At 37.3% G+C, this 15037-nt stretch carries 20 protein-coding genes; 4 read left to right on the top strand and 16 right to left on the bottom strand.

What is annotated here, in order from left to right:
- Positions 1-20: 20 nt before the first annotated feature.
- From coaD to BSO02S_RS10385, 7 genes are all read right to left on the bottom strand, one after another.
- Positions 21-503: a pantetheine-phosphate adenylyltransferase gene (gene coaD, locus BSO02S_RS10420; RefSeq protein WP_066066457.1), complete on the bottom strand. Its 483-nt coding sequence runs from the start codon at positions 501-503 to the stop codon at positions 21-23.
- Positions 504-516: 13 nt separating this feature from the next.
- The gene (gene rsmD / locus BSO02S_RS10415) at positions 517-1077 is read right to left on the bottom strand and encodes a 16S rRNA (guanine(966)-N(2))-methyltransferase RsmD (RefSeq protein WP_066066455.1); all 561 of its coding nucleotides are present in this window, start codon (positions 1075-1077) and stop codon (positions 517-519) included.
- 413 nt (positions 1078-1490) lie between these two features.
- Positions 1491-1766: a YlbG family protein gene (locus BSO02S_RS10405; RefSeq protein ID WP_066066445.1), complete on the bottom strand. Its 276-nt coding sequence runs from the start codon at positions 1764-1766 to the stop codon at positions 1491-1493.
- 103 nt (positions 1767-1869) lie between these two features.
- Positions 1870-2313, bottom strand: a complete 444-nt coding sequence (locus BSO02S_RS10400; RefSeq protein ID WP_066066442.1) for a YlbF/YmcA family competence regulator — start codon at positions 2311-2313, stop codon at positions 1870-1872.
- Positions 2314-2373: 60 nt separating this feature from the next.
- Positions 2374-2730, bottom strand: coding sequence for a hypothetical protein (locus tag BSO02S_RS10395; protein WP_066066439.1), 357 nt, complete (start codon positions 2728-2730; stop codon positions 2374-2376).
- A 103-nt stretch (positions 2731-2833) separates the two neighbouring features.
- Positions 2834-3073 carry a YlbE-like family protein gene (locus tag BSO02S_RS10390; protein ID WP_066066436.1) on the bottom strand — a complete coding sequence of 80 codons (240 nt, stop codon included), beginning with the start codon at positions 3071-3073 and terminating at the stop codon, positions 2834-2836.
- Between the two features lie 24 nt (positions 3074-3097).
- A complete protein-coding gene (locus BSO02S_RS10385) occupies positions 3098-3502 on the bottom strand; it encodes a YlbD family protein (protein ID WP_066066433.1) in 405 nt (134 codons plus the stop codon).
- Between the two features lie 146 nt (positions 3503-3648).
- Here BSO02S_RS10385 and BSO02S_RS10380 point away from each other — a divergent pair, with 146 nt between their 5' ends.
- Together BSO02S_RS10380 and BSO02S_RS10375 are read left to right on the top strand one after the other, a co-directional pair.
- A complete protein-coding gene (locus BSO02S_RS10380) occupies positions 3649-4131 on the top strand; it encodes a PaaI family thioesterase (protein WP_066066428.1) in 483 nt (160 codons plus the stop codon).
- Positions 4132-4154: 23 nt separating this feature from the next.
- Entirely contained in the window at positions 4155-4514 is a 360-nt protein-coding gene (locus tag BSO02S_RS10375; protein ID WP_066066423.1) for a hypothetical protein, read from the top strand.
- A gap of 26 nt (positions 4515-4540) precedes the next feature.
- Here the strand turns inward: BSO02S_RS10375 and BSO02S_RS10370 are convergent, their stop codons facing one another.
- Positions 4541-5620 carry a CAP domain-containing protein gene (locus tag BSO02S_RS10370; protein ID WP_066066420.1) on the bottom strand — a complete coding sequence of 360 codons (1080 nt, stop codon included), beginning with the start codon at positions 5618-5620 and terminating at the stop codon, positions 4541-4543.
- A gap of 173 nt (positions 5621-5793) precedes the next feature.
- Entirely contained in the window at positions 5794-6228 is a 435-nt protein-coding gene (locus BSO02S_RS10365; RefSeq protein WP_066066417.1) for a CBS domain-containing protein, read from the bottom strand.
- A 193-nt stretch (positions 6229-6421) separates the two neighbouring features.
- Here BSO02S_RS10365 and BSO02S_RS10360 point away from each other — a divergent pair, with 193 nt between their 5' ends.
- A complete protein-coding gene (locus tag BSO02S_RS10360) occupies positions 6422-6781 on the top strand; it encodes a YugN family protein (RefSeq protein WP_066066414.1) in 360 nt (119 codons plus the stop codon).
- A gap of 50 nt (positions 6782-6831) precedes the next feature.
- On the opposite strand, the gene BSO02S_RS10355 is transcribed toward BSO02S_RS10360, so the two are convergent.
- The 7 genes from BSO02S_RS10355 to cyoE all read right to left on the bottom strand — a co-directional run bounded on the left by BSO02S_RS10355 (position 6832) and on the right by cyoE (position 13440).
- Complete coding sequence (locus tag BSO02S_RS10355; protein ID WP_066066411.1) at positions 6832-7296, bottom strand: DUF420 domain-containing protein; 465 nt, start codon at positions 7294-7296, stop codon at positions 6832-6834.
- 117 nt (positions 7297-7413) lie between these two features.
- The gene (gene ctaG / locus BSO02S_RS10350; protein WP_066066408.1) at positions 7414-8319 is read right to left on the bottom strand and encodes a cytochrome c oxidase assembly factor CtaG; all 906 of its coding nucleotides are present in this window, start codon (positions 8317-8319) and stop codon (positions 7414-7416) included.
- A 146-nt stretch (positions 8320-8465) separates the two neighbouring features.
- A complete protein-coding gene (ctaF, locus tag BSO02S_RS10345; protein WP_066066404.1) occupies positions 8466-8804 on the bottom strand; it encodes a cytochrome c oxidase subunit IVB in 339 nt (112 codons plus the stop codon).
- 4 nt (positions 8805-8808) lie between these two features.
- On the bottom strand, positions 8809-9438 hold the full coding sequence (locus BSO02S_RS10340) for a cytochrome (ubi)quinol oxidase subunit III (RefSeq protein WP_066066401.1): 630 nt from the start codon (positions 9436-9438) through the stop codon (positions 8809-8811).
- A complete protein-coding gene (gene ctaD / locus BSO02S_RS10335) occupies positions 9438-11309 on the bottom strand; it encodes a cytochrome c oxidase subunit I (protein WP_066066398.1) in 1872 nt (623 codons plus the stop codon). The genes BSO02S_RS10340 and ctaD overlap by 1 nt, the downstream gene beginning before the upstream one ends.
- 31 nt (positions 11310-11340) lie before the next feature.
- Entirely contained in the window at positions 11341-12399 is a 1059-nt protein-coding gene (gene coxB, locus BSO02S_RS10330) for a cytochrome c oxidase subunit II (protein ID WP_066066395.1), read from the bottom strand.
- 102 nt (positions 12400-12501) lie between these two features.
- A complete protein-coding gene (gene cyoE / locus BSO02S_RS10325) occupies positions 12502-13440 on the bottom strand; it encodes a heme o synthase (RefSeq protein WP_066066394.1) in 939 nt (312 codons plus the stop codon).
- Positions 13441-14102: 662 nt separating this feature from the next.
- Between cyoE and BSO02S_RS10320 the strand changes: the two genes are divergently transcribed.
- A complete protein-coding gene (locus tag BSO02S_RS10320; RefSeq protein ID WP_066066391.1) occupies positions 14103-15011 on the top strand; it encodes a COX15/CtaA family protein in 909 nt (302 codons plus the stop codon).
- Positions 15012-15037 lie beyond the last annotated feature (26 nt).

Here is a 15037-nt window from a genome sequence, read left to right as displayed (position 1 = left end):
CCTAGCTCCTTTTAACTGTGTTATCTTTTGAACTTCTGCTTCAATTCTTTTTCAACAATGGGCGGGACGAGTGTTGAGATGTTCCCATTGTATTTAGCTACTTCTTTCACAATGCTGGAGCTTAGAAAAGAATATTGGTTGTTGGTCATGATAAAAAAAGTTTCGATTTCTTCATTGAGGACCCTGTTCATCGAAGTAATCTGCATTTCATATTCGAAATCCGACACAGCGCGTAAGCCGCGTAAAATAGCATTGGCGTTTACGGCCTTCGCATAATCAACAAGAAGGCCTGAATGTTCATCCACTTTCACATTTGGAAGATCCTTCGTTACCTCTTTAATCAAATGAATGCGCTCTTCAACAGTGAATAACGGATTTTTTGCTGAATTGTTCATGACACTTACATAGACCATATCAAATACCTTGGCGCCTCTTCTAATGATATCTAAGTGACCATATGTAATTGGATCAAAACTCCCAGGACAAACGGCTATACCAGCCAAAGAATACTCCCCCTTATTGCTCGCTGCCACATGAATAAATCGTTACAGCAATCATCCCATACTTTTCATGTTTCATTTGCGAAAACCGACCGACTGCTTGCGGTAGTTCTATATCAAAACTATGCTCACAGACAATGAGTCCATCGAGTTTCACCAAACCCAGTTTATCCATCTTTTCCATTAAGTGAACAAGCTGCTGTTTTTTATAGGGCGGGTCCAAAAAAACATAATCGAAGGCAATTTCTCTTTTAATTAAAGGTTTAATTGCCCGATCTGCATCATTACGATAGACCTCCGCTTTCTCCTCAAATCTACATGCCGATAGATTCTCAAAAATCGTTTGAATCGCTTTTGGTTCACGGTCAATAAAAATCACCTTGTCCAACCCTCTGCTAAGCGCCTCCAAACCTAATCCCCCGCTGCCAGCAAACAGATCCAAACCCAGCCCGCCATCGAAATACGGTCCTATCATATTAAATAAAGCTTCTTTCACCTTATCTGTTGTCGGCCTGGTTGAATTCCCCGGAACCGCTTTTAATGGTCTTCCCTTACAACTGCCGGAAACCACTCTCATTACAATATCACCACATTTTTGTCAGAAATCAATTTTCTTTATCCATCCTATCATAAATGACAAAATGCAGACAAATCAATAATAAGTTTCTTTAGATATTATGCAATATTTACAGCAAGATTGGAAAATTTATTTAAAACACGTATAAGCTTTTGGGTTGTGGAAATAATGTAATTAACAACATCAATTCGAGGATGTTGTTGCCAACCGCGGAGAAGACTTACGTTTCCCCATAAGTTCTTCCTCCGGTTTCTCCTCTCCCTTTGCCTTCTATCCTTTATGAGGATGTGGAAGGACCCTGCAGAAAATTCTGCAGGGTTTTTTTTATTTTTACTTTTTTCAAAAGATCGTACAAAGTGAACCATTACAATAATAAAAGGTGCGGGCCGTTTAATTAAGCCCACACCTTTTATTTAAATACCCATTTTATAATCATATTCCTTCGCTTTATCTGGTGCTGAATTCTCAAATTCCATTCTTAAGAATGGCTTATACGAAGGTTCTACTTTTTTTACAAAGGAAAAGGAATTTAACTTTTCCATAATTCCTTCTACTTCTTCTTGATTACAATATAAAACCACATATTTCAACTTTTTGGAGACGTAATGTACATTTCCGAAGCGCCTTAGCATTTTAGCTTGTTTTAATGAGTAAAGCCAAACAACCAATCCTTGTCTTTGAACAAACATACTTTTTTCCCCTTCAACAAAACCAGCATTTTACATAATTCTAGCATATTTAAACGTTTTATTTCAATTCAATCTTTGCTATTTTTCACAGCTGATTGACTTTTCAGCCGCAGCCGCAGCTGCCTCCGCTCCCACAGCCGGCACCGTGGCTGGATTTCGTTTCGAAAAACTGGTTGCCTGTTGGCACCTTTATATGTTCAGAGACTGCACCGCCTACGATGATGCTAATTGCATCTAAAAGGTCTTGCAAATCATTTTCTACTAATTTAAACTCAGCCACGAGCGGATCCAAGTCCATTTCCCTTTTATACTCGCGGATTTGAGTCATAACCCTTTTATAATCGGGATGGTATTTACCGAATCGCTGCGCCTCATCATATAATTCCTTTAGGCTGACAAATCGGTTTATTTTCCGCTGTGCCTCCCGGTTATTTTGTAATTTATATAAACAAATCTGATATTGTTCAGCAATATCAGATTCTAAAACCATCTTTGCTAACTCCTCAGCATGTTCCAATAATTCAATTCTCTCTAATGTAGCAAGCACTTTACGCCCACCTCCAAAAACATTTTAACATGAAAGCGTAAGTAATGCGAAAATTTCCTTTTATCTAGGGATATTTACCATAAATTCATTAGCTAATCCGTACGGTTCATCTTTTAAGTCGACAACTACTATTTTTACCTTATGGCTGCCCTGCGAAAGACCTTTAATAATTAATGCTGCTGAGGTAACCTCTGTACTTTTTTCTCCATCAATAAAAACAACCAACTTACCGATTTTTTGCTTTGTTTGATCTGATTCACGGAAGCTTATCCCTGTAACGATACACTCAATGAATAGATTATTTCCTTTTATTTCATGTTGAACATATAGCGAAGGAATTGCTTTTGAATTATCATATCCAGAAAGGATTCCAAACAATAAAATGCTGAGGACTAAGTGCGGAAGACGCTTTTTCATTCCAATCACTCCTTCTTTGCTTGTATTGTTCACCTCCTTTTTATTTTTTAGTCTAATAAAATTACGACAAAAAAAGGCCGCAGCAATATTGATGCAGCCTTTGTTAATTTTGGGTTTTCATCGTCTGAAACATCTGATACATCATTGATGCCATTTGAACACTATTGGTAAACTTATCAACTTTATCAGGAATCGTCTTTTTATAATAGCGGAGGGACTCAATTTCAAGTGACTGCAAATCATAGGGATTTCTTGATAATTTTCGATACCAGATAGGCTGGTCTCTAAGAAATTGCTTTAAATCCTTTTGTCGCTCTATATATTCAAGTACATCTCTTCGCATTTGTTTTATAGTTCCTTTCCCTTCTTAGTCTTTTCTAAACATAAATGGATTTTTTGGACCTTCTGGCGCCTTTACTTGACCCGCACCAGCATTAGTTCCTTGAAATTGTGAAATAACACCTTGAATGGCTCCTAGTGCCTGACTTAAGTTATTTATATGATTTTGCATTTGATTTGGGTCCATCTTTTTAACCATTCCCATTATATTGGCCATCCAATCACTCTTGGACTCGGTGTTTGTTTCTGCTTCCGTACTATTATCAGTTCCAATTGTCTCCCAGCGTTTATCCTCTTCGCCTAATAAGTACCAATCCTCATATAATTCCTGCCAGGTAGCCTTTCCTTTCCGTACCTCTTGAATAACTTTTGGATTGCTTTTAACAAATTCTTTAAACTTTATCACGGAAGGGTGTAATTTTTTTTGCGTCATTTTTCTCACCTCTGCCCATATTACTGCCAATAATACAATATGTAAGGAAACTATAAAGGTGAAAATCTAAAGCAAAGGAAAATATTTAATAATTTGCTTGTTAGTGATAAGATAACTTTGATAAAGAAATGAAAGAGGTCAATAGTATGCAAAATGAGTTGCGGCAATTATTAGAAACATACATGGAAATTGGTACAGAAGCAGACTTAGATGCCCTTGCCTACCTTTTAGAAGGGGCTGGACGAAAGCTTCAGGGCAAAAATAGTACCTTTGTTGACGGAATCCTTCACATGGAGAGAAAATTGGACAAAAATTCTTGTGAGATCACGATTCCCGCTCATCCTATTATTTATAATAATCTAAATATAGCCCATGGCGGGGTAACCGCTACTGTCCTTGACACCGCGATGGGGACCTTGGCAAATTATCTTCTCCCTGAGGGTCGTGGAGCTGTAACCAATCAACTGAATATCCATTATATAGCTCCTGGAACAGGGGAAGCAATCCGCTGTAAAGCTGAAGTCGTTCATCAAGGAAGTAAAACAATGGTCATTTCAGGTGAAGCGTATCGAAGTGACGGTAAGAAAATTGCTTACGCGACAGGAACATTTTTTATAATAAATAAATAAAAGGTGGAGGAGTTTGATCAGCTATGGTCACCGCCATTGTCATTCCAATCATCTGCCTTTACTTTTTTTGGCTTACAAGAAAAGAGATGAAGGAGCAGGATGCAAAATGGCATGCAGCTAGTAAAGTAAGACATGAAGCCGTTTTAACAGGTGAAATTAAAAATATTATCGAAGAAAAACAACGTTTTTATTATCACCGTTACATATATGTCATAACGTTACAACTACAGACATCAACAAAATTTATTACAGCAAAACAGGTAACCCCTATCACTAAAACTTTCGAAAAGGATATTTTTACTGCAGGGAACATAATTCGTGTCTACGGCAGCTGGGAAGGCAGCAAATTTTTATTTAGTGATTATGAAATTGAAAAAAGGTGACGAACTGCCCTGCTCGTCACCTTTTTTCATTGCTCTATTTTTTGAATAAAGTTTTGCGTATAGTACTTTTGATAGACCCCTACACCAAGATGCGAAAAGTCCTCGTTTAAAAGTGCCTCGCGGTGGCTTTTACTATTAAGCCATCCCTCAACAACCGCAGGTCCATCGGTATAATTTGCCGCAATATTCTCTCCGGCAGCCTGGTAGACGACTTTGGCCGTTTTTAATCGTTCGGCAAGGTCGCCAAATTTCTTAGATATATGGGAAAAATCATTGCTATCAGACATATCTTTGCTATGCTCAAACGCAGCTTTAGCTGTATCCTCATCCCATAATAATGGCTCTAGTTTATTTCGAACCCGTATAACATTTGTTAGATCAAATATCTCCTGTTGTGTGCCTGCTTCAACTTCTTTCCAAAAATCTTCACTAGGAGCAGTTGCTTCGATTAGGGCCCCACTATAAACAAGCTCATATGGGCGTTGTTTAATTAATGTTTCAGCGTTCAGAAACCGTACACTTGAAAGGTTACCTGTAAACTTATCTATGTAGAGCTGGACGTAAATATCACCTAATTGAACCATTGGCCGAAGATTTAGATCGGTATCTGTCAATTCAAAGCGATAGGAACTACCCTTATATTCAAGGTTTATATTCGTATCAATGAATTGCGAATTAAAAATTTCCTCGACAGGCTGACCTATTTCAAAAGGTGCTACATCCAGGTTTCCTCCAATGGCATAAATTGTCACTACACGTTTATTTTCTACGCCCACCTGTAGATAGCTCTTATAATTCTGGTTATATATATACCACTGATAGCCATACAATGACTCGTCAATTCGCACAGGCAATCCCATTTCTTTTTCTAAAACAGATACGTTTTTTCCAATCAATAAAGCCAATCCTTCTTTCGGTTTCTCCGAACTAATTTTTTCACTTGGCTTGATGTCAGGATTTTGTGGTAAGCTTTGTTTCATTTCTAAAGTATTATTATTCTTAATCAGACCATTATTTTCATTATTATCGTTTATATTAATATAAAAACCAATCGTTAAGAAAACAGCTGAAAGGATAAGAATTCTAATTAGTGTTCGCAGAGGCATTCACCCTCTCTATTACTTTTTCTATCATTATATGTATAGATTACATAATTATATCATCTATATATTACGAATGGTAATAGCCATTATCGAATATATCTATAAGTTAACCTTAAATAAATAAAACAGGTACAAATGGCACCTGTTTTGTCAAAGTATTCTTTTTTACAATCATTTTAATGCTGCACCCCGTTATAGTTCTGCTCAGAAATTTCCGTCAGCGCTTCTTTGGCCTGGTCATCTGTTAATTCACGAATAGCAAAATCCCCCAGCGATACAATTCCTATTAACTCACCATTCTCAACCACAGGCAGTCGACGAATTTGATGTTCAGCCATTAACTTCGCTGCCTCCTTGCTAGTGGTATCTGGAGAAACGGTAATAAGGTCATGACTCATAATATCCTCGACTTTTGATGAACCGGGGTGTTTTTCAGCAACACCTCTGATAACAATATCTCTGTCGGTTATCATCCCGACTAGTTTATCCTTATCAATAATCGGGATGGCCCCAACATTTAATTCTTTCATTTTTAATGCAACCTCAAACACATTATCCAATAGTGTACAGCTCTCTACCTTATCAGTCATTATATCCCGGATTTTTTCCATCTTTTCTTGCCCCCAAATTTTTTTTAGTATCTGTTAACATTACTATAGGATTTCCGTTTGATAATGTTTTATTCGTTGAATGTATTCGTTGCAAGTTGAAACATTTTCAACTATTATTAAATTGAATTATACATGCTGTAATACCGAAATAGGAAACATAGGGGTCATGGCATTTTTTTAGGAGGAATTAAGTATGAAATTTGAGAATACGGAAATCGAGAAATTAAAAGCAGACTTAAACCGTTTAGATGAAGTCATGCTTGACCATGGTTTAGTTCGCGAGGGGCAATGGGACTACGAACGTGTTACATACGATCGCAAGTTTGAATTAAAAGAAGGGGTATTTTACCTTCGTATTTTCGGGTTTGCCACTGAAGGTGATGTTGGTGCTAATAATGCGACAATTCAACTAATGACACCGGCGCTAGGTAAACATTATTATCCTCATGGTGTTGAGTATGGCGAAGACGAACACTTTCCAACTTCACTAGTGAATTCATGTAAAAAAATTCTAGATCAAGTAAAAGCAGAAGTTAGCAAGTTCGCATTATAAGCACTAAAAAGACGCATGGGGACATGCGTCTTTTTCATGTACTATTATGATTAAAGCCCTAAAATGGCTTTAATCAACGATGTTGTCTCCCCGCCACGATAAAACACATATAACAATAGATAAACAGCAACCCCTGTAATCGCCGTGAGGAACCAAATGATACTAGTTACCGGGCCGAGCTTACGATGGATCGAAAGTTTACTCTTATAGCCTGTCAAGATTGAAACAAGCCCGAATACGGCTCCAATCGTTGCCAGCGTAATATGAAAAACTAAAAATATCGTGTAGTAAATCTTAATATTATCAGGGCCTCCAAAGGAAGTATTCCCTATAAAGATGGTTCTAGAAGCATAAATAATAAAAAAGGTAAGCGCAAAAATGGCAGCAAAAAACATTGTTTTTTTATGTGCTTCTATCTTTCGTTGTTTTATTTGCCACCATCCAATTGCCACAGTAACCGCACTTAAAACAATAAACGAAGTACTGATTGTTGGTAATATCGGTAAGGAATTCATTCGCAATGCCTCTCTTTTCTTATATTCTATAATAATAGTAGTGTAACTAATCTTATTTTTCAACGATTAACTATAATTAGGCTTTTTAAAAAAATAATCTCCCAGGCTTATGGGAGATTATTTGATCAGTGATGAATTTAATGATTGTTTCATTTCCCGTTCAGCATCAGCTTGATCACGACGGTACCATTCAAAGAAAACATGTCCAAGGATAAGACCATAGATGATTTCTTGAATAATTTTCATTAATACTCCACCAAGCTGCTGGTCATGTAATAATGACATCGAACTAAAAAGCTGCGGACCACTCAAATTTAAGCTGTCGAAGTTAGCACTCCCTACACACAAACTCATGACATTCCCCCATACATGCGGGTCAGAATAGGTTGCATAAATAGGAGTATCTGCAAAAATAATAAGTGCACAAGCAGGGGTTAACAAAATTCCGTCGGCAAATACATAGCCGACCTTTTTTAGACCATTTAATGTCTGATGTTCTGGCACCTGATTAATTAAAGGCCACCACATAAAAATCGCAACAACAAACAAAAGGATCGAATATCCTGCATGTAACCAAACATTTTGCATGACGTGATCGAAAATCATTGGAATATGATAAAACGAAAATAAACCGTTAAATATGATCAATGCAATCAGCGGTTTTGTTAAAACCTTAAATAATGAATTAATAACACCAACAGTGAAAACTTTTCTCCAAAACCAGTCAGGTATACTTAGAATAAAAATAGGTGGAATGACTAAAACCAATGCAGCCATTTGAATCATATGGACCCAAAACATAAGATGAGCTAATAAATCGACTGGAGATCCTTTAATTATATAAAGAAGGACCATCGATAATAAAAACAAAGCTCCTTGTTTTTTTGTTAATGGCTCCCCATCTGAAAAAAAGTCCCTGTATTTTGTTGTAAGGACAAAGAACCCTACTGTTAATGCAATTAAAATTAGTAAAAAGTACGGGCTCCAAAGTGCTTTAAAACCAAAAATATCTAATGTAAGCACCGCAAATCACCTCAATGAATTGAAAGAATATTTGATTATATTATACCCTTGGCCATAACGTGAAGCAAAGAAATGAATCTTCCCTCTATTTTTATCTCCTAAAAAAGAAAATCGGCGTAAAGCCGATTTTTCTTTTTATTGCTATGTTACCACCAGATAATGGTTGAAAAGGCGAGAACGGTCACTAATCCAACGAACAAGCCTGAAAAAAGGAAAAGCGATGGAGCTTCATGGCCTTTATGACTCATATGCATGAAATAATATAGCTGAAAAATAACTTGGACGACAGCTAAAAGCATGATGAATGGAACAGTAAACCATGCGGTAAATCCTTTCATTGCAACTGCCGCAAAAGCAACTAATGTCAAGAAAATCATCAATGAGAATGAAACAACCTGATATCTCATTTCTTCTGCATTTTTTTTACGGCGATATTCAATGTCTACACTTGGGTTACCTGAACTTAATTGTTGATTTGATGTCATCAGTTTATCCCACCATTCCCATTAAATATACTACTGTAAAGATGAACACCCAGACAACGTCGATAAAGTGCCAATAAAGGCTTGCTACATAAAACTTGGGTGCATTGTAAAGATTTAATCCACGTTTCGAATTGCGAATCATTATTGTAAGGATCCACATTAGTCCAAAGGCAACGTGTGCACCATGAAAACCAACGAGTGTATAGAAGGCTGATCCAAAAGCACTGCTGGTAAATGTATGGTGAAACTTATGCACATAGTGATTAAACTCATAAACCTCCAGACCCAAGAATCCGGCACCTAACAAGACAGTAAGACCTAACCAGACCATCATCTTTTTGAAGGCAAAGTTCTTCATGTGGTACATGGCATACACACTTGTTAACGAGCTCGTTAATAACAGCATCGTTGCCACAAAGGTTAGCGGCAGCTCAAACAAATCCTTTGCCAGCGCATGTGATGTACTTGGAACTTTATCCTTCAATGCAAGGTAGGTGGCAAAGAGAGAGGCAAAGAGAACTGTCTCTCCCCCTAAGAATAACCAAAAACCTAAAAATTTATTTTTTGCTTCAAGTGTAGATTTTTCGGGCGCAGCAGGCCATGTTTCATACGTCATTTTTTCTTCAGTATGCATTATGCCTTAACCCCCTTTTCATCATCATCAATTAAATCTTCTTTATGAATATGGAATCCATGATCGTCTTTTACAGAACGCATAAACATCGAACCAAATGTAACAAGTAATCCGAAAATCATTAATGGTAATGCCCATGGTTCCTTATCGACATGGTACATTGCACCAAAAGCCGCAATGAATAGACCTAGGGACATCATAAATGGTAAGAAAGATGAATTTGGCATATGGATGTCACCAAGCGGTTCAGCAGGTGTCATCCCCTTTTTACCGTCCATTTTTTCTAACCAATATGCATCCAAACCACGTACAAGTGGAAGCTGTTTAAAGTTGTAGAACGGTGGTGGAGAAGGGATTGACCATTCAAGTGTTCTTCCATCCCCCCATGGATCATTTCCTACTTTAACATTTTTCACAGAGGTAATAATGATGTTTAGTAACATTACTATTACTGCTACTCCCATAAAAGCAGCACCAACTGAACTAACCATGTTTGAAGCACTTAAACCTTGACCTGGAAGGTAAGTAAAAACGCGTCGCGGCATGCCCCATAGTCCTAAAAAGTGCTGGATAAAGAATGTTAAATGGAATCCGATAAAGAACAACCAGAAAGTGATTTTACCTAAAACTTCATTCAACATTGTTCCAAACATTTTTGGCCAATATAGATGTGTTCCTGCGAAGACTGCAAATACGACACCACCCACAATTACATAATGAAAGTGAGCAACAACAAAATAAGTATCATGATATTGATAGTCAGCGGCAGCGGAGGCAAGCATTACTCCTGTTACCCCACCAGCAAGAAATGATGGAATAAACGCCAGTGCCCAATGCATCGGAGTAGTAAATTTTACACTTCCTCCCCACATTGTTAACAGCCAGTTAAAAATTTTAATTCCGGTCGGGACCCCAATTGCCATTGTAGCAACTGCGAAAATGGCATTAGCGACAGGACCTAACCCCGTTGTAAACATATGGTGAGCCCATACCATGAAACCTAAGAAACCGATTAATACAGTGGCAAACACCATGGATGAGTAGCCAAATAAACGTTTTCTTGAGAAAATCGGGAAAATTTCCGAGAAAATTCCGAATGCTGGAAGTATTAAAATATATACTTCTGGGTGACCGAAAATCCAGAAAAGATGTTCCCAAATAACGGTGTTACCTCCCATTGATACTTCAAAGAAATTTGCACCGAAAAGTCGATCAAACATCATTAATACAAGACCAACTGTTAACGGAGGAAACGCAAATAAAATAAGTGCTGAAGTTACAAACGTTGTCCAAGTAAACAACGGCATCCTCATATACGTCATTCCAGGAGCACGCATATTAATGATGGTAACTAAGAAGTTAATTCCACCGATTAGCGTTCCAATACCGGATATCTGTAATCCAAGGAGATAGAAGTCAACCCCATGTCCTTTGGAAGCTATTGCTAGTGATGCGTAGGAAGTCCAACCTGCATCAGGTGCACCACCTAAGAACCATGATAGGTTAAGGAACACCCCTCCGAAGAAGAATAACCAAAATCCTAACGCATTAACAAATGGAAAAGCTACGTCACGAGCCCCAATTTGTAATGGCATGACGGCATTCATAAAGGCAAACACGAGCGGCATCGCCGCAAGGAAAATCATCGTTGTCCCGTGCATTGTTATTATTTCATTAAATAATCCGGCACTAACAAAATCATTGTTTGGCACTGCAAGCTGAATGCGGATAAAAATTGCTTCTAGTCCGCCAACTAAAAAGAAAAATCCACCTGCAATAAGATATAGGATGGCGATTTTTTTATGATCGACAGTTGTTAAAAAGTCCCATAAAGTCGCACCAAATCCCTTTTTTTGAGAATAAGTACTCACACTTTTACCTCCCTTTCAACCAATTCCCCTTTTATTCCTGAACCTTTAAGCCCATCAAATATTCTGCTAACGCATCAAGCTGTTCATCAGTCATTTTCGGGTATTTACCAGTCATTAGATTACCTGGTTTATATGTTTCTGGATTACTAATCCATTTTTTCAAATTTTTCTTATCATGATCTAAAATACCAGCAATTCGGGCTCTGTCACCAAAGTTTGTTAAGTTCGGTGCAATCCGCGCTGAATCCGGCATGTTGTTAGCAGGTGTTACTGCATGACAGCCAATACAACTTTTATTAAAAATTTCCTGCCCCTGGGCTGCAACTGCACCTTCAGCTTTTATAGGATCTTTAACACCTTGCATCGCTGTGACCCAAGAATCAAATTTGTCGCGGCTTATTGCTTTTACTTTAAAGTCCATCAAAGCGTGGGATGGACCACAAAGCTCAGCACACTTTCCATAGAAAAGATTTCCCGCATCATTTGCTCGTTTGTCGTCAAACTCTAACCAGAATTTATTAATATTTTCCGTGTTCGTATCTAATTTTCCACCAACAGCCGGAATCCAGAAGGAATGTTTGACATCCAAGGATTTTAAATTAAAATAAACCTTTTCATTCGTTGGAACGACTAATTCTTGACCTGTTACAATCTTCTGACCAGGATACTCAAAATCCCACCAATATAAATGGGAACGAACGTTAATAACAATTGCCTTAGAATTTTTCTTATCCACTGCTGAAACATCTGCAAGTTTAAACGTTGCTGACACGGTTGGAACTGCAAGAATCAACAGTAAAAGAATTGGAACTACAGTCCAAATAATTTCCAATTTATGACTTCCTTCTACTTGTTTTGGAATCTTGTCATCCTTTCTTCTAAACCGGACCAATATCAAAACGAAAATGATCACTACAATAACAATTACCCCAACCATGATTAAAGTACTTAACTTCATTAAATCATATTGCATGTCTGCAACTTCACCGGCTGGCTTTAACGTGGAAAGGAACGGTTCGCCACATCCGGATAGTACAAGCGCTAAAACCGCAAATAACGAGATTAGCCGCCACTTTGCAAGCCTTTTCATAGCTTAATCAAACCCCACTTTCATAAATGATTTCTAAAAATTTTGTTTGGTCAAAGAAGTATGTAGAATGATTCTTTCTTCAGGAAAGAATCGGTTGCAAAACTAAACTAATGTAACTATAACCATCGCTACAAAAATAATAGTTAAATATTGCAAGGAGTAAACAAACATTAGTTTTGCCCACTTTATGTCATCTTTGATCCTATATCCATAAATCCCTAACGCAAGCCAGCCGATATTTAACACGGTCGCAAGAATTAGAAATGGGATTCCTAATTTGGTAAGAAATAATGGGATAGGCAGAAGTGCAGCCACCCAAATTACTATATGAATCTTTGTTGTTTTAAAGCCCTTTACAACAGGGAGCATCGGGACTCCAGCTGCTCTGTATTCTTTAACTCTCCTCATTGCAAGGGCATAAAAATGCGGTGGTTGCCAGACAAACATGAGGACAAACAACGCCCATGCCATCATGTCGAGATTAGCATCAACTGCTGCCCAGCCGATTAGCGGCGGTACAGCTCCCGAGACGCTCCCAATAATTGTATTAGAAACCAATTGCCGCTTGGACCACAACGTATAGAGGAAAACATAACTAAAAACTCCAAGCAGTCCGATTACTGTTGCAGTTATGGTAGTAAAGAATAAAAACAGTGTTCCCAGACCAATAAGGAAAATACCTAATGCAAGAACTTTTACTGGAAGCACTTTTCCTGTTACTGTTGGTCTCGCTTTTGTTCTTTCCATTAAATGATCAATGTCACGATCCACATAATTGTTTATGGCACATGACCCTGCAATAATCAGGGAAGAACCAGCTACTGTAAAAAACACGATATCTAAATTACTTAGAAAGCTTTGACCTGTAAAATGGAGCGCAAGCCATAACCCTGTAAAAGTAGTAATAAGATTGGAATTAACGATCCCAATTTTGATAAGGGCCATAAGGTCTTTCCATGCAGAGGTCTTTTCCATAGCAGCTTGCAGGCTCGGAGCACCATTGTCTATGGCAGCTTCTCCGTAAGCCTTAGTGTTAGTCATATTATTTCCTCCTAATCCTTACTAACAAATATTCACCAATTAAGGGATATCGATACTATATTATTTTATGGCAACCATTTATGTAAGCGAAATTTTTAGGTGACACAGCAAATTGGTTTTATAAATATTCCTTATGGAATAATTTAACAAAATAAAAAAACAGTGATATCTAAAACACTTTCTCTGTATATTAAATCACACTTTATGATATTTTTGTGAACTTTTTTTGAATAATTTTTGACTAATTTGTGACGATACAATTTTATTAATTAAAAACGATACAAATTTCAACTATTTATGTCTTCTGTACTATAAAACAGGTTAATGACTATCAAAAAGACTAGGGATTAAAGCTTGAGTTTAAGGTTAATTTATATTACTTTTAAAAAGTAATAATTCTAAATAAAAAACTCCTATCTATATTTCTAACAGACTCCTTCTGAAGTTTCAAGTGTTTTCACTATAATAATAGTGAATTTTTTTTGTTATTCAGACGATGCAATTATTAAAAAAAATAATCTAAAAATCTATGTTCTATTTCTGTTCTTTTTCTTTCTTTTTCGTTATGATAGGTAGGGACTTTTATAATTAAGTATTTTTCATCATTATATTGTCAGGAATATCCAATGACAAATTATTGAATTTTTAAGAGGTGAATTTCTTTGCGACGTTCTTTGAAGTGGTTGGCGGTTGCAACTACAATCGGAATGATATTTATTTTACTTGGCGGTGCTTTAGTTACCAAGACCGGGTCCGGGATGGGCTGCGGAAGAACTTGGCCCTTATGCCATGGTAAATTTCTTCCGTTGGAAATAACTCCAGAATTGGCTATTGAGCTGGCACACAGACTTGTTTCCGGAGTAGTTGGGATCATGGTTTTAGTTTTATCCGTTTGGACATGGAAGGCAATTGGCCATATTAGAGAAACAAAGTTTCTTTCCTTTCTTTCTTTTTTCTTTTTACTATTACAAGCCTTAATCGGTGCTGCTGCCGTAAAATGGGGGCAGTCTAGTTTTGTACTAGCATTGCATTTTGGTATTTCACTTATTTCCTTTTCAGCTGTATTATTGTTGACATTGCTTATTTTTGAGATTGATAAAAAATTTGAAGCAGCAAAACTTTTTATCGATAAGCGGATGGGCTTCCATATTATTGGAGTGTCGATTTATAGTTATCTTGTTGTATATACAGGCGCATTAGTGCGCCATACGAAGTCTAGTCTGGCATGTCGAGATTGGCCTTTATGCTTAAATGATGCTCCCTCCCTTCCTACTAACCTGTATGAATGGGTGCAAATGGGTCATCGAACAGCCGCAGGCCTAATCTTTATCTGGATTGCTTATATTTTTTATTTAACTATTCGTTACTACAAAGACCAAAAGGTCCTATATTGGGGCTGGATGATCTCCTTTATTTTAGTTTGCTTACAAGTAATAGCCGGAGCTTTGATTATCTTTAGCAGACTCAATCTGTATATCGCTCTCCTTCACGCCTTATTCATTACCTGTTTGTTTGGTGTATTAAGTTATTTTCTTCTGTTATATTCAAGGTCTAAACGGAATTATCATTAAAAGAAGCTGCCGGAATTTCCGGCAGC

It is taken from the genome of Neobacillus soli NBRC 102451 (assembly GCF_001591665.1).
Taxonomy (GTDB): domain Bacteria; phylum Bacillota; class Bacilli; order Bacillales; family Cytobacillaceae; genus Neobacillus; species Neobacillus soli.
The sequence above is the reverse complement of the archived record's forward strand: the minus strand, read 5'-3'. Positions and strand labels throughout refer to the sequence as shown.

Excerpts from the sequence above, each read along its gene's own strand:
- BSO02S_RS10395 (WP_066066439.1), bottom strand. The coding sequence starts at position 2,730 with ATGAAAAAGCGTCTTCCGCACTTAGTCCTCAGCATTTTATTGTTTGGA.
- BSO02S_RS10385 (WP_066066433.1), bottom strand. The coding sequence starts at position 3,502 with ATGACGCAAAAAAAATTACACCCTTCCGTGATAAAGTTTAAAGAATTT.
- BSO02S_RS10390 (WP_066066436.1), bottom strand. The coding sequence starts at position 3,073 with ATGCGAAGAGATGTACTTGAATATATAGAGCGACAAAAGGATTTAAAG.
- BSO02S_RS10380 (WP_066066428.1), top strand. The coding sequence starts at position 3,649 with ATGCAAAATGAGTTGCGGCAATTATTAGAAACATACATGGAAATTGGT.
- ctaF (WP_066066404.1), bottom strand. The coding sequence starts at position 8,804 with ATGACATCAAATCAACAATTAAGTTCAGGTAACCCAAGTGTAGACATT.
- cyoE (WP_066066394.1), bottom strand. The coding sequence starts at position 13,440 with ATGACTAACACTAAGGCTTACGGAGAAGCTGCCATAGACAATGGTGCT.
- BSO02S_RS10360 (WP_066066414.1), top strand. The coding sequence starts at position 6,422 with ATGAAATTTGAGAATACGGAAATCGAGAAATTAAAAGCAGACTTAAAC.
- rsmD (WP_066066455.1), bottom strand. The coding sequence starts at position 1,077 with ATGAGAGTGGTTTCCGGCAGTTGTAAGGGAAGACCATTAAAAGCGGTT.
- BSO02S_RS10405 (WP_066066445.1), bottom strand. The coding sequence starts at position 1,766 with ATGTTTGTTCAAAGACAAGGATTGGTTGTTTGGCTTTACTCATTAAAA.
- BSO02S_RS10355 (WP_066066411.1), bottom strand. The coding sequence starts at position 7,296 with ATGAATTCCTTACCGATATTACCAACAATCAGTACTTCGTTTATTGTT.
- BSO02S_RS10340 (WP_066066401.1), bottom strand. The coding sequence starts at position 9,438 with ATGCATACTGAAGAAAAAATGACGTATGAAACATGGCCTGCTGCGCCC.
- BSO02S_RS10375 (WP_066066423.1), top strand. The coding sequence starts at position 4,155 with ATGGTCACCGCCATTGTCATTCCAATCATCTGCCTTTACTTTTTTTGG.
- BSO02S_RS10365 (WP_066066417.1), bottom strand. The coding sequence starts at position 6,228 with ATGGAAAAAATCCGGGATATAATGACTGATAAGGTAGAGAGCTGTACA.
- coxB (WP_066066395.1), bottom strand. The coding sequence starts at position 12,399 with ATGAAAAGGCTTGCAAAGTGGCGGCTAATCTCGTTATTTGCGGTTTTA.
- BSO02S_RS10370 (WP_066066420.1), bottom strand. The coding sequence starts at position 5,620 with ATGCCTCTGCGAACACTAATTAGAATTCTTATCCTTTCAGCTGTTTTC.